Below are 21,163 nucleotides of genomic sequence, written 5' to 3'. Positions count from 1 at the left end.
ACCATGCGGATAAGACTGGAACAGTTAAGCAATCATTTATCGGCTTCATTAAAACCTGTTTATTTATTATTCGGGGAAGAAGCGCTTCTGATCGAAGAGTCGGCGGATATTATCCGTCAACATATTCGTCAGGCTGGGGCCAATGAACGTGAAGTATGGAGCGTTGAAGGTCGCTTTGATTGGGCACAAATTAAATGGCAGGAACAAAGCTTATCTTTATTTGCTAGTCAGCGTTTGATCGAAATCCGTCTGCCTTCCGGAAGCCCTGGCAAGGAGGGTGGTGAGGCTCTACGCAAGTTTGCAGCCAACCCACCACAAGATACAACACTGTTAATTATCAGTGGCAAAATTGATGCCCGATCACAAAAAGCAAAATGGTTTACTGAGCTGGATAATCTTGGAGTGACACTGCCGATATGGCCTGTTGCTCTGGCTCAACTTCCACAGTGGGTCGCACAACGAATGCAAGCAAAGGGACTGAAGGCTGATCTTAAAATTGCTACACTTATTGCAGAACGAGTGGAAGGTAACTTGTTTGCTGCAGCACAAGAAATTGAAAAGCTTTCCTTGCTGAGTCTTGATGGTCAAATTGATGAAGCTTTGGTGTTGGCATCAGTCGCTGACAATGCCAAGTTTGAGGCTTTTGGACTTATGGATGCTGTATTTGCAGGACAGTATGCAAGAATCCCACGTATAATAGCCCGTTTACGCGCCGAAGGTGTTGATATTCTGGCTGTTTTTTCTGCGGTAAATTGGTCATTACAGCGTGTGGTTGATATGGCTGCTCAAGTGGCTGCAGGCGAACAGATTGAACGTGTCTTTGCTTCTCAAAAACCTCCTGTTTGGGATAAAAACAAAGCGGTAATGCGACAAGCTATCGAACGCTATAACCACAGTCGCTGGCAGTTCTTCTTACAGCAAATGTCTGATATCGACCAGGCTGCGAAAGGGATAACAAAAAACTGTCCTTGGCGTCTTTTGGAAACACTTTGTTTGAGTGCTTCTGGCATAGACATAAAAACCAATATATTGGAAAGGAGTGCTTAATTGAACGTTGTTGAGTACATGCACACATTAGGTCAGCAGGCTCGGCTAGCCAGTCGCAAGCTCGCGAGCGCGGGTACAGATATTAAAAACCGAGCACTGCTGGCGATAGCGACAGATATTCGCGCTCATGCCGAACTATTAAAGCAGGAAAATGCCCGTGATTTGAAGTCAGGGCAAGAGAAAGGACTGGATGCTGCTTTATTAGATCGCCTGACATTAACGGATGCTCGCATTGAATCCATGGCTGAAGGCTTGGAGCAAATTGCCGCTTTGGCTGATCCTGTCGGTGAAGTGAGTGATATGACGTATCGCCCTTCAGGCATTCAATTAGGCAAAATGCGTGTGCCTCTCGGAGTCGTTGGCATTATTTATGAGTCACGTCCGAATGTAACCGCTGATGCCGCTGCATTATGTCTGAAATCAGGTAATGCCACTATTTTACGAGGTGGTAGTGAAGCGATTCATTCTAATCAAGCGATTGCTGCATGCATTAAACGAGGTTTGAACCTGGTTGGTTTACCTGAGACCGTTATTCAAGTCGTTGAAACCACTGACCGTGACGCTGTAGGCGCCTTGATTACCATGTCACAATATGTGGACGTTATCGTACCAAGAGGTGGTAAAGGATTGATCGAACGTATCAGCCAAGATGCCAGAGTGCCTGTTATTAAACATCTGGATGGTATTTGTCATGTCTATATCGACAAAGGTGCTGATCTGGATATGGCTGAAACCATAGCGATTAACGCAAAATGCCATCGTTATGGCGTGTGTAATGCGATGGAAACATTGCTTGTGGCGGCTGATGAAGCGAATGCCATTTTACCTCGTTTAGCCGTGAAATACGCTGAAGAAGGTGTTGAGTTAAGAGGCTGTGAGCGCACTTTACAGATTTTGACTGATATCAATAAAGCAACAGCCGAAGATTGGGATACTGAGTACTTGGCCCCTATCTTATCAATTAAAATTGTCGATGATATTGATGAAGCAATAGCGCATATCAACAGGCATAGTTCGGGTCATACTGAGTCCATTATCACTCAGGACTATCAGCGTTCAAGACAATTCCTGGCTGAGGTGGATTCCAGCTCGGTGATGGTGAATGCATCGACACGATTTGCTGATGGATTTGAGTATGGACTTGGTGCTGAAATCGGTATTTCCACAGATAAAATTCATGCTCGCGGTCCAGTAGGGCTTGAAGGTTTGACGTCACAAAAATGGATAGTATTGGGCAGTGGTCAGATCAGAAAATAAACCAGCAATTGGGATTTTAGGCGGCACTTTTGATCCTGTTCACTTTGGTCATTTACGTACTGGGTTAGATGTCGTTGAGCAGTTAAGCCTGGATCAGCTACGCCTAATCCCGTGTGCCATACCGCCGCATCGTATCGAACCCGTTGCCAATGCAAAACAGCGCCGTATGATGTTGGAACTGGCGATCAAGAACCATCCCAAACTGCTTGTTGATGATCGTGAACTGAGCAGGGAAGGGCCTTCCTATACGGTTGATACCTTGTTAAGCCTGCGAGAAGACTTCCCTGACACACCACTGTTTCTATTAATGGGAACCGATGCGTTTTGTAGCTTACCCAGTTGGTCACGGTGGCAGGAAATCATTGATTTAGCACATATTGTCGTGATGCAGCGGGCCGATGAGGCGTTCTTATTAAGCGATGAACTTCAGGCTTTTTATGATAAACATCAGGCTGAACCGGCGGATATTGAATTAAACGCGGGCAAAATTTGGTCGGTGCCTGTGACACAAATGTCGATTTCAGCAACCGCGATTCGTGAGGCATTAGAACAAGGTCGGGATGTACGTTATCTTTTACCGGATGCCGTGATCAGCCTGATTGAGCAATTAGGTCTTTACTCTCAAATATCATCAGCTTCAGCAACAGATGGATAATCTGTTTTTTGTTTTATCAAAACTGGTGTGGGGATTACTCAGCCCGACAAGCTTAATGGTCTGGCTGCTTGTTTTTGTCACGTTGCTACTCTGGCTCAATTACGTTCGACAGGCTAAAAAATTACTACTCTTGATGAGTATTGTGTCGTTTATCGTGATGGGCTATCCGGTCGGTGATTATTTAATACACCCTTTGGAAACCCGTTTTTCGGTACCAGAACAAATGCCTGAACCCTTAGCAGGCATTATTATGCTGGGGGGTGCAGAACAATTAAAATTATCGGACAGTTGGCAAGCGCCACAGGTTGGCGATGGTGCGGAACGAATTTTACAAACAGCTGAGTTAGCACAACAGTATCCAACATTGCCGATAATTGTGACTGGTGGTAGTAATTTGGTACAGATGCAAGATCTGGATAGTGAAGGACAAGTTGCTAAGAAGCTGCTTTCGCAGGCGGGGGTGGAGCCAGCACGAGTAATTATTGAAACGCAGGCGCGTAATACCTATGAGAATTTCCAAAAAATAAAACCATTACTTCCGAAACCCGCTGGCAGATACATACTGGTCACATCAGCTTTTCATATGCCCAGAGCGGTAGGTGTCGCTAAGCAACAGCATATCAATGTGATTCCATACCCAGTGGATTACCGGAGTGACAAACCCAATAATCGCTATTGGGATTTTGATTTATCAGCACATCTGGCGGTGTTGGAAACAGCCTGCCATGAATGGCTTGGCCTGGTGGTTTATTACGCCACCGGAAAAACACAAAGCTGGTTTCCGCAAGCAACTGTAAGCGTTGATAAAAAAGACTAATTGATACGTAATAATCGGGATATTAATAAGCCCTTACGTTACACTATGAAACAGATAGATTAAATGGAGTGCCCAATGCAGGCAGAACAACTAAAATTACTGGTCATCGATGCTCTCGAAGACATTAAAGCAGAAGATATCCAGGTACTGGACGTAAAAGAAATGACTGATGTGACAGACATCATGATTATTGCCACAGGTAAATCAAGTCGTCAGGTGAAAGCCTTAGCAAATGAAGTCGTCATGCAAGCAAAAGCAGCAGGTGTACAACCTCTAGGGGTTGAAGGGGAAACAGTAGGCGAATGGGCGCTGGTAGATTTAGGGGATGTGATTACACATATCATGACTCCGCAAACGCGTCTGACCTACAACCTCGAAAAACTATGGACTGTACCAGCACAGAGTGAACAGGCATCGGCTGAGCGGGAATGAAAATAAATCTCGTCGCTGTTGGCAATAAAATGCCAGGCTGGGTGACTGAGGGCTATGAAGAATACAGCAAACGAATGCCTCGGGAATGTGGGTTACAACTGACAGAAATCACGCCTGCACGCCGAACGAAAAATGCGCAGCCAGAACAGTGGAAGAAAGAAGAAGGCCAGCGAATTCTGGCTGCGATTCCAGATAATCAGCACGTGGTGGCATTGGAAGTGACCGGTCAAAGTTGGAGTACCGAAGTCTTATCATCACAAATGCAGCAATGGCTGACAGATGGACGTGATGTTGCTTTAATGATTGGTGGGCCAGATGGACTGGATCAGAGTTGTTTACAGCGCGCTAATCAGAAATGGTCTTTATCTGCAATGACTTTGCCTCATCCACTGGTGCGTATTGTATTAGCTGAACAACTCTATCGAGCCTGGACTATCCTGCAGAATCATCCCTATCATCGATCATGAATTTTCCGTCAATTTATCTTGCTTCACGTTCACCACGACGACGTGAGCTGTTATTACAGATGGGCGTGGACTTTTCTGTCATCAATCCAGATGTCGATGAATCTGTCTTTGACAACGAACTCCCGCTTGATTATGTGAGTCGTATTGCTAAGTTAAAGGCACAAACGGGACGAGGTTTGTTATTAGCCGCTGATAAAAAGCCTGTGCTGGCTGCTGATACTGCCGTTGTCGTTGATAACACTATTTTGGGTAAACCCGAGAATGATGAGCAGGCGATAAGCATGTTAAAAATGTTATCGGGTAAAACGCATCAGGTAATGACGGCGATTGCATTAGCAAAAGAAAATTCGATATCAAGCTTAGTTTCTGTAAATGATGTTCGCTTCACTGAGATGAAAGAAAAGGATATTCTCTGGTACGTCAACACTAAAGAAGGTGTCGATAAAGCCGGTGGTTATGCGGTACAAGGCCTGGCTGCTTTGTTTATCGAGCATATAGAAGGCAGTTATTCTGGCATTATGGGATTACCCATCAGGGAAACGGGACAACTTTTATTAACAATGGATGACCAATGAGTAGTGAAATATTGATCAACGTGACGCCGAGTGAAACCCGTGCAGCTGTAGTTGAGAATGGACTACTTCAAGAAGTATTTATTGAGCGTAATGAATATCGTGGTTTAGTAGGGAATATTTACAAAGGAAAGGTGTGTCGCGTTTTACCTGGCATGCAAGCGGCTTTTGTTGAAATTGGCCTTTCAAGAGCGGCGTTTTTACATGTATCAGACATTTCAATACCTAAAGGCCAGACCGGTGATCTGAAAGAAGCCCCCAGTGTTGAGCCGACTATCAGTAGTTTGTTACGTGAAGGTCAGGAGATCCTGGTTCAGGTCATTAAAGACCCAATGGGCACAAAAGGGGCGCGTCTTACCACGCAACTCTCGGTTTCATCACGTTATTTAGTGTATATGCCGGAAACGGAAGGCATTGGCGTTTCATTAAAAATTGAAACAGAGCAGGAACGTGAACGACTAAAAACCTGTTTGATTGATCTGCTAGAAGAAGGTGCCGGTGGATATATTCTGCGGACTGCAGCAGAAGGTGTATCAGAAGCTGAATTAAAGGCTGATCTCAAATTTCTTTACCGATTATGGGCGAAACTGCAAGAACGCAAACAACTCGTCAAGTGCGGCGAGCCTCTACATGAAGATCTATCGCTTGCAATGCGCGCATTACGTGATTTATTTTCTGCAGATATTGACCGAATTCGTATTGATTCTGAAGAAACATTTCATAAAGCCGTGCATTTTGCTGAGGGGTTTATGCCTGAGTGTGCCGCTCGGCTTGAGCATTACAAAGGCGATTTACCGCTATTTGATTTGTTCAGCGTGGAAGATGAAATCCAGAAAGCATTGCAGCGTAAGGTACCGTTGAAATCTGGCGGCTATCTTATTTTTGATCAAACGGAAGCCATGACAACGGTGGATGTAAATACCGGCGGTTTTGTTGGGCATAAAAATCTGGAAGAAACCATTTTCAAAACAAATCTCGAAGCTGCGCATGCCATTGCCCGCCAGTTACGGGTACGCAATCTGGGCGGAATCATCATTATCGACTTTATTGATATGGATGAAATTGGCCACCGTGAGCAAGTCTTACGTGCCTTAGAAAAAGCCATGCAGTTAGATCGGGCACGTCATAACATCAGTGCGGTATCAGAGCTTGGTCTGGTGGAGATGACACGAAAAAGAACTCGTGAAAGTTTAGGTCACATTCTGTGCGAAGCCTGTCCTTGCTGTGAAGGTAAAGGCTACACCAAAAATGTTGAAACGGTATGTTATGAAATATTCCGTGAGATTGTACGTGAGTCTAAACAGTATGAGACCAAACAGTTTCTTATTCTGGCTTCACAAGACGTGATTGACCGTCTGAATGATGAGGACTCTACGAAAGTAGCTGACTTAGAACACCATATCGGTAAGCCCATATTATTCCAGTGTGAACCGCAATATGGCCGTGAGCAGTTCAACGTGGTTTTAATGTAGGTATTTGATGCTAAAGCGCAGCCTGCATATTGCCGGACGGCAATTATTTTATCTCACCGCGATTTCGATCACGTTGGGGCTTTTATTACTGATAACCGCTATCTGGCTGTCAGATCAGGTTGCCGAGCGAAAAGATGAAATTGCCAGCTGGGCGTCTCAGCAAAGTGGTTACCCTGTAGAAATCGAAGAAGCTGGCCTGTATTGGCTGGACCTCATCCCCAAACTTGAAATTCGTCAGCTAAAGGTATTGACGAAACAAGGGGATACGCCCATTTTCCAGGCTGGCCAAGTTTATCTGGCGGTAGACGTCTTTTCATCTGTTCGCAGTGGCGAGTTGATGATAGCGGATGCCAGTATTCGTAATGCCCAACTAAAGGTAGAACATACAACGGATGGTCAATTCCGGGTAAAAGGCTATCAGCATCAATCACAGCAACCGCTTTCTGACGATAATATCCAAACGGTTTTTAACTGGTTAACCAGACTCAAGCATTCACGTTTAGCGAATGTGCAGGTCCAATACAAAGATGATAATGAACCTGCACTGTCTGGTCAGTACATTATCGAACAGGCATCACTACGATTTAATAACCAACAATTCATTTCTGAAGCCACGTTAGCACTCCCTGAGACTTTGGGGAATAGTCTTGAGTTATCAGCAACCGCCCAAATTAATGATGCACTAAATATTACTTCCTGGCAGGGGCTGTTACGTCTTGATGAGGTTTCTCTGGGCAAATTACTGAAAAAACGCGCATACAGAGGGGCTAAATTAGATGACGGACTATTAACCGCCACATTAAACGTACAGAAAGCAAGCCAACAAGCTTTGCTGGCGGGACTTGAGTTGGAGCTGACTGATGCTACCTTGTCTTCGTCCAAACCTGATGATGAGTTCACAGAGGTGAGCCTTGAACAGCTGATGGGGCATTTTCAACTTGATTATGCTGATAAGCAGTGGCAATTACAGGGTAAACAAGTTCAAATTAAAATGGCGGGTGAAGAATGGCCCACGACTTTTTTTGATATAAAACAAGAAACAAATGGTGAATTGTCAGGAAAGGCTTCATTTATTCGTTTGAGTGACATTACTTCCCTAGCGTTATTGATGAATGATATGCCGGCTGTTTTGGTGAATACAAAACCCGCAGGTGATTTGCAAAATGTCTCTTTTGCTTATTCTGAGCAGTCAGGATTGGATAAGCTTGCCATGAAAGCCAGTGGTGTTTCTTTCTTACCTTGGCAGGACTACCCAGGTGCTAATGACCTAAGTTTTTCCATTGATAAGGATAAAAATAAAGGCACACTTGAGCTGGATAGCCGAGCAAGCGCCATTTACGCTGATACCTGGCTGCCAGATTCTGTTTTGTTTGATTCGATCAAAGGCAAAATACGTTGGCATAAACAAGATAATGAGTGGGCGGTGAATACAGATGCATTACAAATCTGGAACGATGATTTAAATATTCTGCTTAGTGGCGAAGTTGAACAGATAAAGGGTGTTACCGATACCGACTTAACCTTGACATTGCAGGATATTGCCGCAAATAAATGGCGACAGTATGTGCCTAAAAGAATTTTGCCCGACGACTTTGAAAAGTGGTCAGCTGATGCTTTTCAGCAGGGTATTATTCGTTCTGGCACGATTGTGATGAAAGGTGACCCGGCAGCCTTTCCTTTTGATACTGAACCTGATCAAGGTAAGTTTGATATGCAACTGAACGTCGAAGATGTTCAGTTGCATTATGGCCCTGGCTGGCCTGACTTAATGCATGTTAATGGCACAGTGGAAGGTCAGGGTAATAATTTGCTCATTCAGAGTGAGTCCGGACAGATAGCGGGTTTTAACTTTAATAAAGTTACCACCACTATCAGTAATCTCGTTAGGAGTAATCCGATTCTGAAAGTCAGTGGCACACTAAATGGTTCGACCAGTAATGCCTTAGCTTTTTTGAAAAAGAGTCCATTAAAGTCACGCTTTGGCAGTGTTGATGACTGGCTCCAGGCCAAGGGACAAAGCAATATTCAATTAGATTTAACCGTGCCATTAGTGGACCCTGATAATACCCAGGCCAAAGGTTATGTCAGTTTTAATCAAAGTGCTTTGACGACCAAAGCCATAGCAGGGCTGGAAATAGGTAATATTAACGGTCGTCTTCTGTTCAGTAATGACGGTGTATCAGCAGAAAAAATCACGGCGACAGCCTTTAATGAGCCCATAGTCATTAATGCGAAAACTGAACAAGCAAAAACCTATGTTGATATCAATGGCAGAGTAGCTGTTGCAGCACTCAATAACACATGGCCAGGTGCCGTGCCTGCATTTGTCCGTGGAGAAAGTGATTATTCAACAGGAATTGCCATCAGTGAACCGAAACCGGGTAATTTTGAACTCAATGTCACAGTCACCAGTGATTTACAAGGTATTCAGATTGATGCACCCAAGCCATTGGGAAAAACGGTCTCAGAGCCTGTCCGGCTTCAGGCTGTGATGCATGAGAAAAGTGATGGCCTTATGTATAACATCCATTATGCAGACTGGTTAAAGGCTGCCATTTATGCTGATAAAAATAGTGAAATTTCTGGGCAAATTATGCTGGGCGGTCAGGCCGCTAACGAATCGCTTAGCGGTTTACAAGTCGCCGGAGTGATTAACAATCTGGATATTCAGCCATGGTTAGACTGGCAAGACAGCTTGCCTGAAACAACTGGACCATCATTGCTCGATAAAATTGATAGTCTTGACATCCGGCTGGCTAAACTTCAACTGAAAGACCAGTCGCTTGATAATTTACTTATTAAAGGTAAACAAACCGATTCTAAATGGTTACTAGATTTAAGCTCACCTCAAGTAAAAGGCGTTGTGAGTGTGCCGGAGGATATCAATAATTCGGCACCTCTTGATGTGAGTCTTGAGTATCTTAAGCTAAACGTAAATGACGAGGATGAGAACGAGCAAGAGAAGAATAAGCAGCCGGCTGATTTATGGCCGCCTATTAAGTTGGCAATTAACTCATTGACGATTAACAATCTTGATTTGGGGCAGTTAGACCTGGAAGCACAGACAACACCAAATCAATGGATAATAAAAACTGCATCATTATCATCAGCGGCCATGAAGGCATCTGCGACTGGAGAATGGCAAAAAACGGAGTCTGGTGATCAAAGTCATTTTGTGCTGGGTATTGAAAGTGATGACTTAAAAGCATTACTCGACCATTTTAATTATCAGAAAGTGATTGCAGCTAAGCAGGTCAAAGTGAATGCTGACCTGAGTTGGAGCCATGATCCCTTGTCATTTTCTCGTCAGAGTCTAAATGGCAAATTAGATTTGTCTGTAGGTCGGGGAAGTTTGCTAGAAGTCGAACCTGGTGCTGCGGGCAGAATTTTTGGATTACTCAGCATTGCCGCTATCCCACGGCGATTATCTCTGGATTTTAGTGACCTGTTCGGTGGCGGCTTTGATTTCAGCAGTATCAAAGGCCATTTTCAGTTTGACAATGGTATCGCTTCAACCAATGATCTGACCATGCAAGGGGATTCGGCTGTGATTGAAATGAAAGGCCCTATTGATATGGTTAATCAGACCTATAATCAAGTCGTTAAAGTCACACCTAAAGTGTCGTCGACCTTGCCTATCGCTGGGGCTGTCGCCGGTGGTCCAGTGGGGCTTGGCGTAGGTACCGCCATCTTGCTGTTTGATAAAATCGCAGGCAGTGTATTGGATAGGGATGTAATTAACCTAATCAGCTATAGTTACAAGCTGACTGGACCTTGGAGTGACCCTAAACTCAATGTTATGAATCCAGCTCAGCAGTAGAATCTGATATCATGTGCCCATCCTAAACAAACGATGATTCTTTATTGATGAGCGCCTCGATTCCCGAAAAAGTTCAACAGCAACTCTTAGTTCCTGTTGGTTTAACAGACACTGATTTGGAAAATGCATTAGCAACGACAATGACCGCTGGTGTCGATTACGCCGATCTGTATTTTCAACAGTCCAGACAAGAAAACTGGGTGTTAGAAGACGGCATTATTAAAGACGGTGGTTATCATCTTGAACAAGGTGTTGGCGTCCGAGCCTGTAGTGGTGAGAAGACGGGTTTTGCTTATTCAGATGACCTGGTTTTGCCTGCTTTACAAAAGGCAGCTAAGGCGGCTCAGGCAATTTCCAGACAAGGTTCTCAACAATCTGTCGCCGTCTGGACAAAACAGCAATCTCCCGTACTGTATACCCCGGATGATCCTATCCTCGCGTTGACCGTGACTGAAAAGCTCAACTTATTACGAGAAGCAGATGCTGCAGCAAGAGCCGCTGATCCTCGTGTTAAACAAGTGAGTGTGAGTCTGGCAGGTGGTATTGATACAGTGTTGATCGCCGCAAGTGATGGCACATATGCCACAGATATCAGACCTCTTGTTCGTATGAATGTCAGTGTGATTGTTGAGCAAAATGGACGCCGTGAGCGTGGTAGTGCTGGTGGTGGACGTCGAATGGATTATCGTTACTTCCAACAAAATAGTCTGGCTGTTAATTATGCAAAAGAAGCGGTCAGATTGGCTTTAGTTAACTTAGAAGCCGTTGCTGCTCCAGCGGGGACAATGCCCGTCGTACTCGGTAATGGTTGGCCAGGAGTTTTATTACACGAAGCCGTTGGTCATGGTTTAGAAGGTGACTTTAATCGACGAGGTACATCCACGTTCTCAGGGAAAATGGGTGAGCAGGTGGCCTCTCCTTTGTGTACGGTCGTCGATGATGGCACCATGCCGTCACGAAGAGGTTCATTGAATGTGGATGATGAAGGAGTGGAAACCCAATTCACTACCTTGATCGAAAAGGGCAAACTAACAGGTTACATGCAGGATAAGCATAATTCACGGCTTATGGGCAGCACGAGTACGGGTAATGGACGCAGAGAGTCATACGCGCACTTGCCGATGCCTCGCATGACGAATACCTACATGCTGCCTGGTGAGCATAAAGCAGAAGAGATTATTGCTTCTGTCGAGAAAGGCATTTACGCCGTTAATTTTGGCGGTGGCCAAGTCGATATTACCTCTGGCAAATTTGTTTTCTCGACAAGTGAAGCCTATCTCATTGAAAACGGTAAAGTCACCACACCTGTAAAAGGGGCAACACTCATTGGTAACGGACCAGAAGTCATGCAACGCATATCAATGGTTGCTGACGATTTGGAACTTGATACCGGTGTGGGTAACTGTGGTAAAGAAGGACAGAGTGTACCTGTAGGGGTGGGACAGCCTACTCTGAAAATTGATGCACTAACTGTTGGTGGAACAGCTTAGATTTAAAATAATGATGGAAAAAAAACATAAAGCAGTCGCCTTGATTTCAGGCGGTCTGGATTCAATGCTGGCCGTCCGGGTCATGCAAGAACAAGGTATTGAAGTAGAAGGGATTAATTTCTATACCGGTTTTTGTGTTGAAGGGCACACCCATGCCATTCGTAATCAAGATAAGAATAAACAAAAACGAAATAATGCACTCTGGGTGGCGGAGCAACTAGGCATTAAATTACATATCGTTGATGTTATTGAAGAATACAAAGAAGTATTACTGAATCCTAAACATGGTTACGGGGCGAATATGAACCCCTGCCTGGATTGTAAGATTTTCATGGTCAGCAAAGCAGTTGAGTGGATAAAAGAAAATCATCACGATGGTTTTGACTTTATTATTACTGGCGAAGTGATTGGCCAACGCCCAATGTCGCAACGTAAAGCGACCATGCCGATTATCTCTGAAGAGTCTGGTGCTGAGGATTTATTACTCAGACCGTTGTGTGCTAAAAATCTTCCTGAAACATTACCAGAGCGTGAAGGCTGGGTAGATCGTAGTAAATTGTACGATTTTCATGGTCGTAACCGTAAACCACAAATTGCTTTGGCCAAACAGTTTGGCTTAACTGATTTTGCGACTCCAGCGGGTGGTTGTTGTTTTCTCACCGACAAAAGTTACTCTGACAAGCTTGTCGATTTATGGCAAGCGCGTAATAGCAGAGAGTATGAGATGGACGATATCATGCTGCTGAAAGTGGGCAGACATATTCGTCCAAAGGCAGAATTTAAGTTGATTATCGCGCGTGATGCCGGTGAAAGTAAGTTTTTAGAAGGCTATCGAAAAGAGTTTATTAGTATTCACGCCTTAAGTCATAGTGGCCCGATGGCGCTGGTTGACGGTGAGCTTGATGAGGAACAATATGAACTCGCCGCAGCTATTGTTGCTCGCTTTGGGCAAGGTAGAATGGCGGATGAAGTTGAGTTGGATATTGCATTACCAAAACAAGGTAGTTTGCAGGTAAAAACTCCCCCACTTTCTGCGGAGCAAGTTTTACAGGAGTGGTATGTGTGAGTAAGCAAACTTTAGATGCTCGAAAGATGTTATGCCCTTTACCAGTAATAAAAGCTCAAAATCAAATTAAGCAGATGACTAAGGGCGATGAGCTGGATGTAATATGCACGGATCCTGGTGCTTTACATGATATTCCTGCATGGGCTCGCATCAATGGCCATGAAGTAATAGCCACGCAACAAAATGATGATGAACTTGTCATTACGGTTCGAGTTGGTGCGTAGCACTAATATGGTGCGTTTATGGGTTTTTATGCACTTTATTGGTGCTTAGTGTTGGTGCAAATGCACCTAAATAGTTGATTTTTTTATGTAGTAAAAGTTGGCGTGATTTCTGCTGTATTGTGTCGCGTGTTTAGTTTGCACTACAGAAAGTGCAGTTTATAAAAATTGGAGAAGTTAAATGTCAGTCGAAAATGTGCTTCAAATGATCAAAGATGAGGATGTCAAATTTGTTGACTTCCGTTTCACCGATACGCGTGGTAAAGAACAGCATGTTTCTTACCCTGCACACACAATTGATGAAGATACCTTCACAGAAGGCGCAATGTTCGATGGCTCTTCTGTTGCAGGATGGAAAGGTATTAATGAATCAGACATGATTTTAATGCCAGATCCTGAAACAGCTGTGATGGATCCATTTATGGACGACAACACACTAATTATTCGTTGCGATATCGTCGAACCTGCAACTATGCAAGGTTACGAACGTGACCCACGTAGTGTTGCTAAGCGTGCTGAAGCTTACCTGCAATCTACTGGCCTTGGTGATACTGCTTTCTTCGGTCCTGAACCAGAATTTTTCATCTTAGATGATGTTCGCTGGGGAAGCGATATGTCTGGTTCATTCTTTAAAGTCGACTCTGATGAATCAGCATGGAATACAGAAAAAGTATTCGCTGATGGTAACAAAGGTCACCGTCCAAAAGTGAAAGGAGGATATTTCCCTGTTCCTCCTGTTGACTCACTCAACGATATCCGTGCTGCAATGTGCTTAACCATGGAAGAAATGGGCTTACCTGTTGAAGTTCATCACCATGAAGTAGCAACTGCAGGTCAGTGCGAAATCGGTGTTAAATTCAACACACTGGTTAAAAAAGCTGACGAAGTACAAATCCTGAAATACGTTGTTCATAATGTTGCTCATGCTTATGGCAAAACAGCGACATTCATGCCTAAACCTATCGTAGGTGATAATGGTAGTGGTATGCACGTTCACCAATCTTTCTCTAAAGATGGTGAAAACCAATTCACTGGTAATAAATATGGTGGTTTATCTGAAACTGCGCTTTACTACATCGGTGGTATCATCAAACATGCGCGTGCTCTGAATGCGTTTACTAACTCTTCAACAAACAGCTACAAGCGTCTTGTGCCAGGTTTTGAAGCGCCTGTTATGTTGGCTTACTCAGCACGTAACCGTTCAGCTTCAATCCGTATTCCTTTTGTTAGTAATCCAAAAGGTCGCCGTATTGAAGTACGTTTCCCTGATCCAACCGCGAATCCATACTTAGCATTCTCAGCGATGTTAATGGCTGGTTTAGATGGTATTAAAAACAAAATCCATCCTGGTGATGCAATGGATAAGGATCTGTATGACTTACCAGCTGAAGAAGCAGCAGAAATTCCAACAGTATGTCATTCACTAGATCAAGCACTTGATTGTTTGAATGAAGATCGCGCTTTCTTGACTGAAGGTGGTGTATTTACTGATGACATGATCGATGCATACATTGCATTGAAAATGGAAGAAGTCACACGTATCCGTATGGAAACACACCCAGTTGAGTATGACTTGTACTACAGCGTGTAATCACTTATGTGATGAAGCTAACAAAAAGCGCCTTTCGGGGCGCTTTTTTTATGGCTGTGAGTTGCGGTTAGAGACATGGTGGAATATGCTTAGCCAATGAGAGTTATATATCTGATTTTCTTGTTATTATTCAGCAGTCAGGTTCTGGCAGCTATATACCGCTGGGTAGAACCAGACGGTACAGTTGTATTTTCTGATGAAGAAAGGCCCGGTGCTGAACTGATTGAATTGCCACCTTCAGCCACGTATTCTCCACCAGAAGTTCAACAAATAACCCAAACAGAGTCAGAAACAGATTCCTCGCCAGTACCTGATTATCAGATTTCAATTACCGCTCCAGCAGCAAATGAAAGTATTTGGGTAAATAATGGTGATGTGAAAGTCACATTGAGTATAGAGCCAGCACTGAATCCCGACAGAGGGGATGCGATTCAGGTGTATCTTGACGGGCAGGCTGTCGGTGAGCCCCAGGCATCAACCTCTTATCAATTTACTAACCTTAGTCGAGGTTCACACCAAATCACGGCAAAAATTATCAGTGCCGATGATAAAGAATTAGCCTCTGATAACATCGTATTTCATTTACACCGAGCATCTAAGCTAAATTAGCTAACGCGCCGATTAATGAGAAAAAGTACGAATATCCAATGCACAGTTATGGTGCATAGGTAGTGGTAGTCTGTATTATTTTTCATTACACCACTGAGTAAATCTGAGAAGAATTTAATGGTGTTGTTATAGCAATCAATAGCTTAACTATAACCCCTTTGACAGTGCTCAAATGTGGAGCGTTTTTTGCTACCAACTGAGCATGAATATGAGTGTTACCACTATGAGCCACAATGCTTTCGCCAGCAATGATGTATTAGAAAGTTTATCTACTTCTATACTGATTCTGGACTCCGCTTTACGCGTTTGTTACATCAATACAGCCACAGAAATTTTATTTGAGATCAGTCAGCGTCAGGCTGAAAACATTCCACTACAAACCTTGTTACCTGGTGAGAGAAAATTATTTAAATCGCTTGAGCGTGTCGTCTCTAGCGGACAAGCACTGATTGAACGTGAAGTACATTTGTTTTTGCCTGCAAGTGGCGAAGTCTTGGTGGACTGCTCTATGAAAATGTTGGATGTGGATGATTCTTACGTCATCCTTGAGCTTGCACTTCTTGATTATCAACAGAGAATAACGCGGGATGAAAATCTCCACACTCAACAGCAAGTCGTTCGTGGCTTGGCTCATGAAATAAAAAACCCGTTGGGGGGATTACGTGGTGCCGCACAATTACTTGAAAGGCAACTGGACTCTGAAGATTTAAAAGAATACACACGAATTATTATTACCGAGGCAGACCGCTTACAGAACTTGATGAATAGAATGCTGGGACCAAATCAGCAACCTGAAAAACGCCACACAAATATTCATGAGATTTTGCAACATGTTCGTCAATTAGTTGATATTGAAGTAGACGAGCGTCTTCGATTTAAAATTGATTATGATCCCAGTATTCCTGAACTGTATGCTGACTTTGACCAGCTTATTCAGATTTTTCTTAATATTGTAAGAAATGCTGTTCAAGCCATGCATGGTGTAGGTTTGATTATTCTCCGCACCAGAATTCAGCGAAATATCACCATAGAAAAACAGTATTACAAATTGGGCGTTTTAGTTGAGATTGAAGATAACGGCCCAGGTATTCCCGAATCATTACAAGATAGTTTGTTTTATCCATTGGTCACGGGTAGGGCTGATGGAACAGGACTTGGTCTGTATCTAGTTCAAAACTTAGTCCAACGCAATGGAGGAACAGTTTGCTGTTGCAGTAAACCTGGACAAACTATTTTTTCAGTAACATTTCCTTTGGAGTTTGCACGTGAACGCTAGTAGAGCGATAGCTTGGATTGTAGATGATGACCGATCAATTCGATGGGTCTTACAAAAGGCCCTAGAAGTTGTTGACATTACTGTTCGTGCTTTTGAAACTGGTGATATTGCATTAAATGAGCTAAAACAGGGACGTGAACAAAGACCAGATGTCTTGATAAGTGATATCAGAATGCCTGGTATTGATGGCTTGGAATTATTATCCGAGATCAAAGAACGTTATCCTGAACTACCGGTCATTATCATGACGGCATATTCCGATCTCGATAGTGCTGTTTCTGTCTATGAAGGTGGTGCTTTTGAGTATCTGCCAAAACCATTTGATGTTGATGAAGCGGTTGAACTGGTTCAAAGAGCAATAAGTCATAGCCGTGAACAGAATAATAAGCCTGTTGAAGATGTAAATATCAGCACAGAGATAGTCGGTGAAGCACCGGCTATGCAAGAAGTCTTCAGAGCCATAGGTCGTCTTGCCCGCTCGAATATAACGGTCATGGTGAATGGCGAGTCAGGCACAGGTAAAGAGTTAGTTGCACAGGCTTTACATCGCCATAGTCCACGCAAACATGGCCCTTTCATCGCTTTAAATATGGCCGCTATTCCAAAAGAATTATTGGAGTCAGAATTATTTGGTCATGAAAAAGGAGCTTTTACTGGTGCACATGTACAGCGAAAAGGGCGCTTTGAACAGGCTAATGGCGGTACGCTGTTTTTAGATGAAATTGGTGACATGCCCATTGAGTTACAAACGCGCCTGTTACGTGTGTTATCGGATGGTGAATTTTTCCGAGTGGGTGGGCATAGTGCCGTCAAAGTCGATGTACGTATCATTGCGGCAACACACCAGAATTTAGAAAAATTGGTTGAACGTGGCGATTTTCGTGAGGACTTATTTCATCGCCTCAATGTGATTCGTATTCATATTCCTTCACTTCGTGAAAGACGAGAAGATATTCCTGCCCTGGTTGCGTATTTTTTAAATAAAGCAGCAAAAGAATTAAATATGTCGACCAAGTCTGTAGCCTCGGATGTCGAAATGTATTTATCCCAATTACCCTGGCCTGGTAATGTACGCCAATTAGAAAATACTTGCCGCTGGTTAACGGTGATGTCGCCCGGGCAAGTTGTTCAGATGGACGACCTGCCAGTAGAGCTTTCTACAGAAACCATAGATGCTCATAGTGGCAGACAAGGTGGAGACTGGCAGCAATTATTCAGACAATGGGCTGCTAATAAAGCCTTGACCGGGCAGGAAGGGGCTTTAGCTGATGTCGTTCCTTTGATAGAGCAACTTTTGATGGAAGTGGCTCTGGAAAAGACGGCTGGAAAACGCCAGGAAGCAGCCAAATTATTAGGTTGGGGTAGAAATACCTTAACGCGTAAATTAAAAGAAAATTAGAATAAGACTTGCGTGCCTATGAAGTGGTATGTATAATGCATTGCTTAATCAGGTGCGGGGTGGAGCAGCCTGGTAGCTCGTCGGGCTCATAACCCGAAGGTCGTTGGTTCAAATCCAGCCCCCGCTACCAAACTGAATATAGAAGCTCAAAACAATTTATTGTTTTGAGCTTTTTTATTGGGTCATTAATACAACGTCCCATAGCGTTGCAGAGCATCTTCTTTGCTGATGAATTCAGCACTAATCAATTCCCAATGTTGTTCGCTATCCATAACGATATTGCAGCCGAGTGCTTGGCTGTGGCCATTTTCCAAAGCAAACATTGACCGACCAGCTTGTCGGACAGTGGAGAAGTAGCGGTCTAAACTCAGGTCAATCGTTTTTTCGGGGTGGGTGTTTTCAACATAAATTCGCAGTCCTCCTCGTTGTGTACAATCACTACTGGTATCTTTGTCTTCAAGCGTTTTAAAGACAATAAAATCAGCAGCAGCGTTTTCATCGGCTAGAGCGACTTGACCGGCGACATTGATAGATGAGAAAAATAAAATGAAAATTGATGCTAATGATTTCATAAAGCGTTTTCCTGCTGTTTTTTTCATTTGGAAGTTGACTCACTCGGTTATGGATAGTTTTGTGATTGAAAATAAAAGGTATATTTCATATTGATTGAATCCTTTTTTTCATGATCTAAAAATGACAAGATATTGAGCTAAAAGTGAGAGAAAGCAGTTTAAGTTGCTGTGCTGGGTAGGTATCTGTTAATATTCTGTGCTTTCTGGAGAGTAATCAGTACTGGGGACATGTGTATTCCGGCGCAGATACTTATGGCAGAGCGGTGAACATCAGCCGCATGACAATATTTTGAATTCCGGGCCCCTGTATGGGGTTTTTGTTTTTCTGGAGAATTGATTTAGGCCGAGAGGCTTAATACATACTTTATGGCCATTACTGATCAGATTGAACAACTTGTTGAGTCGTCGATAGAGACGCTCGGATACGAATTGGTAGGCGTTGAATATATTCAAGGCGGCCCTGATCCGATCTTGCGTATCTACATCGATGCTGAACAGGGGATTGGTATAGAGGACTGTGAAAGGGTTAGCCATCAGGTGAGCGGTATCCTTGATGTTGAAGAACCTATCCGTAGCGCCTATTTGCTGGAAATATCCTCACCAGGATTTGATCGACCTTTATTTAAGGCTCGGGACTTTGAAAGATTTAAAGGTGCTGAAGCGAAAATATCCATGAAATTACCGGTCAATGGCCGACGCAATTTTAAAGGTATTTTAGAAGGCTTTAGTGATGGTGACATCTTAATAGAAGTGGATGGTGAGGTGTATGCCTTACCTTTGGCAAAGTTAGCAAAAGCAAGACTTGTTGCCTAAAAAAAGCGTATTATTAGCGGTTAATAATTGAATACTGAGCTGGATTGGTCTGCTACGTAATCCACTGGGGGCGTGATGAATAACAAAGAAATTTTATTGGTTGTCGATGCCATGTCTAATGAAAAAGGCGTGGGTAAGGAAGTCATTTTTCAGGCAATTGAAGCGGCGTTAGCAATGGCTACGCGTAAACGCTATGACATGGCATTGGATGCACATGTGCAAATTGATCGTGTCACAGGTAATTACGAAACTTTCCGTCAATGGCTGATTGTAGAAGATGAAGACTACCAATCACCAGAAACAGAAATTACCATAGAAGATGCTCAAGAGAAAAAAGCAGATGCAGTTGTTGGCGATTACATTCGTGAGCCGATGGAGTCTGTAGAGTTTGGTCGTATTGCGGCGCAAACTGCAAAACAAGTTATTGTTCAAAAAGTACGTGAAGCTGAGCGTGCACAAGTGGTCGATCAGTATCGTGAAAAAGTCGGTCAGATGATCCACGGTACAGTTAAGCGTGTAGAACGCGGTAATGTCACCTTGGATCTAGGTGGCAATGCTGAAGCATTCTTACCTCGTGAAGAAATGATTCCACGTGAAAGTTTCCGGACCGGTGATCGCATTCGTGGTTATTTAAAAGAAATCAGACCAGAAGGTCGTGGCCCTCAACTTATTGTAAGTCGTGTTGCACCTGAGTTGTTAATCGAACTTTTCCGTTTGGAAGTCCCTGAAATCAGCGATGGCATGATTGAAATCAAAGGTGCTGCTCGTGATGCCGGTTTGAGAGCTAAAATAGCTGTATTAGCGAAAGAGTCTCGCATTGACCCGGTTGGTGCCTGTGTTGGTATGCGTGGCTCACGTGTACAGGCTGTGACCAATGAGTTGGCTGGGGAACGTGTTGATATTATTCTCTGGGACCAAGATGTTGCTCGTTTTGCGATTAATGCAATGGCTCCTGCAGAAGTGTTATCTATCGTTGTAGATGAAGATGCACATAGCATGGATATTGCAGTTGAAGATGCACAATTATCACAAGCAATTGGCCGTGGTGGTCAAAATGTACGTTTAGCTAGTCAGTTAACAGGCTGGGAACTCAATGTGATGTCAGCATCTGATGCTGATAAAAAAGCAGAATCAGAAATCGGTGCTCTGATCAAAACATTTATGGCGGATTTGGATGTCGATGAAGATGTCGCGTTAATCCTGGCTCAGGAAGGTTTCTCTTCGCTTGAAGAAGTGGCTTATGTGCCTGAACATGAAATGCTAGATATTGAAGAGTTTGATGCAGATATCGTCGCTGAACTGCGTTCAAGAGCTAGAGATGTTCTATTAACTCGAGCGATTGCTAGTGAAGAACAACTTGAATCGGCCGAACCCACACAAGAGTTGATTGATATGGAAGGTATGACACGAGATCTCGCGTTAACCTTAGGAAGTAAAGGTATCACTGATCTTGATGATTTAGCTGAGCTTGCTGTTGATGAGCTAGTTGAAATAGGTGATATGGATGAAAAGCAAGCTGCTGCACTTATCATGAAAGCCAGAGAATCGTGGTTTGCTGACGAACAAACAGATGCAGGGGAGTAACCA

19 protein-coding genes and 1 tRNA gene are annotated in these 21,163 nt (G+C 43.6%); 19 read left to right on the top strand and 1 reads right to left on the bottom strand.

Going from position 1 to position 21,163, the window contains the following annotated elements; genetic code table 11:
* The first annotated feature begins 3 nt into the window (after positions 1-3).
* From holA to MAMP_RS09275, 17 genes are all read left to right on the top strand, one after another.
* Entirely contained in the window at positions 4-1,047 is a 1,044-nt protein-coding gene (gene holA, locus MAMP_RS09355) for a DNA polymerase III subunit delta (protein WP_007145788.1), read from the top strand.
* The gene (locus MAMP_RS09350) at positions 1,048-2,304 is read left to right on the top strand and encodes a glutamate-5-semialdehyde dehydrogenase (RefSeq protein ID WP_007145787.1); all 1,257 of its coding nucleotides are present in this window, start codon (positions 1,048-1,050) and stop codon (positions 2,302-2,304) included. It begins immediately after the preceding gene.
* The gene (gene nadD / locus MAMP_RS09345; RefSeq protein ID WP_007145786.1) at positions 2,285-2,959 is read left to right on the top strand and encodes a nicotinate-nucleotide adenylyltransferase; all 675 of its coding nucleotides are present in this window, start codon (positions 2,285-2,287) and stop codon (positions 2,957-2,959) included. Before MAMP_RS09350 ends, nadD begins: the two co-directional genes overlap by 20 nt.
* Positions 2,952-3,776 (top strand): YdcF family protein, encoded by an 825-nt coding sequence (locus tag MAMP_RS09340; RefSeq protein WP_007145785.1) that lies wholly within the window; start codon positions 2,952-2,954, stop codon positions 3,774-3,776. The genes nadD and MAMP_RS09340 overlap by 8 nt, the downstream gene beginning before the upstream one ends.
* A 75-nt stretch (positions 3,777-3,851) precedes the next feature.
* The gene (rsfS, locus tag MAMP_RS09335) at positions 3,852-4,208 is read left to right on the top strand and encodes a ribosome silencing factor (RefSeq protein ID WP_007145784.1); all 357 of its coding nucleotides are present in this window, start codon (positions 3,852-3,854) and stop codon (positions 4,206-4,208) included.
* On the top strand, positions 4,205-4,675 hold the full coding sequence (gene rlmH, locus MAMP_RS09330) for a 23S rRNA (pseudouridine(1915)-N(3))-methyltransferase RlmH (protein WP_007145783.1): 471 nt from the start codon (positions 4,205-4,207) through the stop codon (positions 4,673-4,675). The genes rsfS and rlmH overlap by 4 nt, the downstream gene beginning before the upstream one ends.
* Positions 4,672-5,250, top strand: coding sequence for a Maf family protein (locus MAMP_RS09325; RefSeq protein WP_007145782.1), 579 nt, complete (start codon positions 4,672-4,674; stop codon positions 5,248-5,250). The genes rlmH and MAMP_RS09325 overlap by 4 nt, the downstream gene beginning before the upstream one ends.
* Positions 5,247-6,719, top strand: a complete 1,473-nt coding sequence (gene rng / locus MAMP_RS09320; protein WP_007145781.1) for a ribonuclease G — start codon at positions 5,247-5,249, stop codon at positions 6,717-6,719. Before MAMP_RS09325 ends, rng begins: the two co-directional genes overlap by 4 nt.
* 7 nt (positions 6,720-6,726) lie before the next feature.
* Positions 6,727-10,539 (top strand): YhdP family protein, encoded by a 3,813-nt coding sequence (locus MAMP_RS09315; protein WP_007145780.1) that lies wholly within the window; start codon positions 6,727-6,729, stop codon positions 10,537-10,539.
* 47 nt (positions 10,540-10,586) lie between these two features.
* Positions 10,587-12,029, top strand: a complete 1,443-nt coding sequence (gene tldD, locus MAMP_RS09310) for a metalloprotease TldD (RefSeq protein ID WP_007145779.1) — start codon at positions 10,587-10,589, stop codon at positions 12,027-12,029.
* Between the two features lie 13 nt (positions 12,030-12,042).
* Positions 12,043-13,095 carry a tRNA (5-methylaminomethyl-2-thiouridylate)-methyltransferase gene (locus MAMP_RS09305; RefSeq protein ID WP_040576499.1) on the top strand — a complete coding sequence of 351 codons (1,053 nt, stop codon included), beginning with the start codon at positions 12,043-12,045 and terminating at the stop codon, positions 13,093-13,095.
* Complete coding sequence (locus tag MAMP_RS09300) at positions 13,092-13,319, top strand: sulfurtransferase TusA family protein (RefSeq protein ID WP_007145777.1); 228 nt, start codon at positions 13,092-13,094, stop codon at positions 13,317-13,319. Before MAMP_RS09305 ends, MAMP_RS09300 begins: the two co-directional genes overlap by 4 nt.
* Positions 13,320-13,497: 178 nt before the next feature.
* Positions 13,498-14,907, top strand: coding sequence for a glutamate--ammonia ligase (glnA, locus tag MAMP_RS09295; protein WP_007145776.1), 1,410 nt, complete (start codon positions 13,498-13,500; stop codon positions 14,905-14,907).
* Between the two features lie 96 nt (positions 14,908-15,003).
* A complete protein-coding gene (locus tag MAMP_RS09290) occupies positions 15,004-15,516 on the top strand; it encodes a DUF4124 domain-containing protein (RefSeq protein ID WP_007145775.1) in 513 nt (170 codons plus the stop codon).
* Positions 15,517-15,718: 202 nt separating this feature from the next.
* The gene (glnL, locus tag MAMP_RS09285) at positions 15,719-16,792 is read left to right on the top strand and encodes a nitrogen regulation protein NR(II) (protein ID WP_139031856.1); all 1,074 of its coding nucleotides are present in this window, start codon (positions 15,719-15,721) and stop codon (positions 16,790-16,792) included.
* Positions 16,782-18,191, top strand: a complete 1,410-nt coding sequence (gene ntrC / locus MAMP_RS09280; protein WP_007145773.1) for a nitrogen regulation protein NR(I) — start codon at positions 16,782-16,784, stop codon at positions 18,189-18,191. Before glnL ends, ntrC begins: the two co-directional genes overlap by 11 nt.
* Positions 18,192-18,244: 53 nt before the next feature.
* A tRNA-Met gene (locus tag MAMP_RS09275) sits at positions 18,245-18,321 on the top strand.
* 55 nt (positions 18,322-18,376) lie between these two features.
* Here the strand turns inward: MAMP_RS09275 and MAMP_RS09270 are convergent.
* Positions 18,377-18,763, bottom strand: coding sequence for a hypothetical protein (locus MAMP_RS09270; RefSeq protein ID WP_139031855.1), 387 nt, complete (start codon positions 18,761-18,763; stop codon positions 18,377-18,379).
* 366 nt (positions 18,764-19,129) lie between these two features.
* On the opposite strand from MAMP_RS09270, the gene rimP reads away from it, so the two are divergent.
* Together rimP and nusA are read left to right on the top strand one after the other, a co-directional pair.
* Complete coding sequence (rimP, locus tag MAMP_RS09265; RefSeq protein WP_007145771.1) at positions 19,130-19,576, top strand: ribosome maturation factor RimP; 447 nt, start codon at positions 19,130-19,132, stop codon at positions 19,574-19,576.
* 75 nt (positions 19,577-19,651) lie between these two features.
* Positions 19,652-21,160 (top strand): transcription termination factor NusA, encoded by a 1,509-nt coding sequence (nusA, locus tag MAMP_RS09260; RefSeq protein ID WP_007145770.1) that lies wholly within the window; start codon positions 19,652-19,654, stop codon positions 21,158-21,160.
* Positions 21,161-21,163: the final 3 nt, after the last annotated feature.

It is taken from the genome of Methylophaga thalassica MP, from assembly GCF_000214595.1.
Classification (GTDB): domain Bacteria; phylum Pseudomonadota; class Gammaproteobacteria; order Nitrosococcales; family Methylophagaceae; genus Methylophaga; species Methylophaga thalassica.
Note: the sequence above shows the minus strand (reverse complement) of the source record. Positions and strands in the feature narration are given on the sequence as shown.

Excerpts from the sequence above, each read along its gene's own strand:
- holA (WP_007145788.1), top strand. The coding sequence starts at position 4 with ATGCGGATAAGACTGGAACAGTTAAGCAATCATTTATCGGCTTCATTA.
- MAMP_RS09340 (WP_007145785.1), top strand. The coding sequence starts at position 2,952 with ATGGATAATCTGTTTTTTGTTTTATCAAAACTGGTGTGGGGATTACTC.
- rsfS (WP_007145784.1), top strand. The coding sequence starts at position 3,852 with ATGCAGGCAGAACAACTAAAATTACTGGTCATCGATGCTCTCGAAGAC.
- rlmH (WP_007145783.1), top strand. The coding sequence starts at position 4,205 with ATGAAAATAAATCTCGTCGCTGTTGGCAATAAAATGCCAGGCTGGGTG.
- MAMP_RS09325 (WP_007145782.1), top strand. The coding sequence starts at position 4,672 with ATGAATTTTCCGTCAATTTATCTTGCTTCACGTTCACCACGACGACGT.
- rng (WP_007145781.1), top strand. The coding sequence starts at position 5,247 with ATGAGTAGTGAAATATTGATCAACGTGACGCCGAGTGAAACCCGTGCA.
- MAMP_RS09315 (WP_007145780.1), top strand. The coding sequence starts at position 6,727 with ATGCTAAAGCGCAGCCTGCATATTGCCGGACGGCAATTATTTTATCTC.
- tldD (WP_007145779.1), top strand. The coding sequence starts at position 10,587 with ATGAGCGCCTCGATTCCCGAAAAAGTTCAACAGCAACTCTTAGTTCCT.
- MAMP_RS09305 (WP_040576499.1), top strand. The coding sequence starts at position 12,043 with ATGGAAAAAAAACATAAAGCAGTCGCCTTGATTTCAGGCGGTCTGGAT.
- glnA (WP_007145776.1), top strand. The coding sequence starts at position 13,498 with ATGTCAGTCGAAAATGTGCTTCAAATGATCAAAGATGAGGATGTCAAA.
- MAMP_RS09290 (WP_007145775.1), top strand. The coding sequence starts at position 15,004 with ATGAGAGTTATATATCTGATTTTCTTGTTATTATTCAGCAGTCAGGTT.
- glnL (WP_139031856.1), top strand. The coding sequence starts at position 15,719 with ATGAATATGAGTGTTACCACTATGAGCCACAATGCTTTCGCCAGCAAT.
- MAMP_RS09270 (WP_139031855.1), bottom strand. The coding sequence starts at position 18,763 with ATGAAATCATTAGCATCAATTTTCATTTTATTTTTCTCATCTATCAAT.
- rimP (WP_007145771.1), top strand. The coding sequence starts at position 19,130 with ATGGCCATTACTGATCAGATTGAACAACTTGTTGAGTCGTCGATAGAG.
- nusA (WP_007145770.1), top strand. The coding sequence starts at position 19,652 with ATGAATAACAAAGAAATTTTATTGGTTGTCGATGCCATGTCTAATGAA.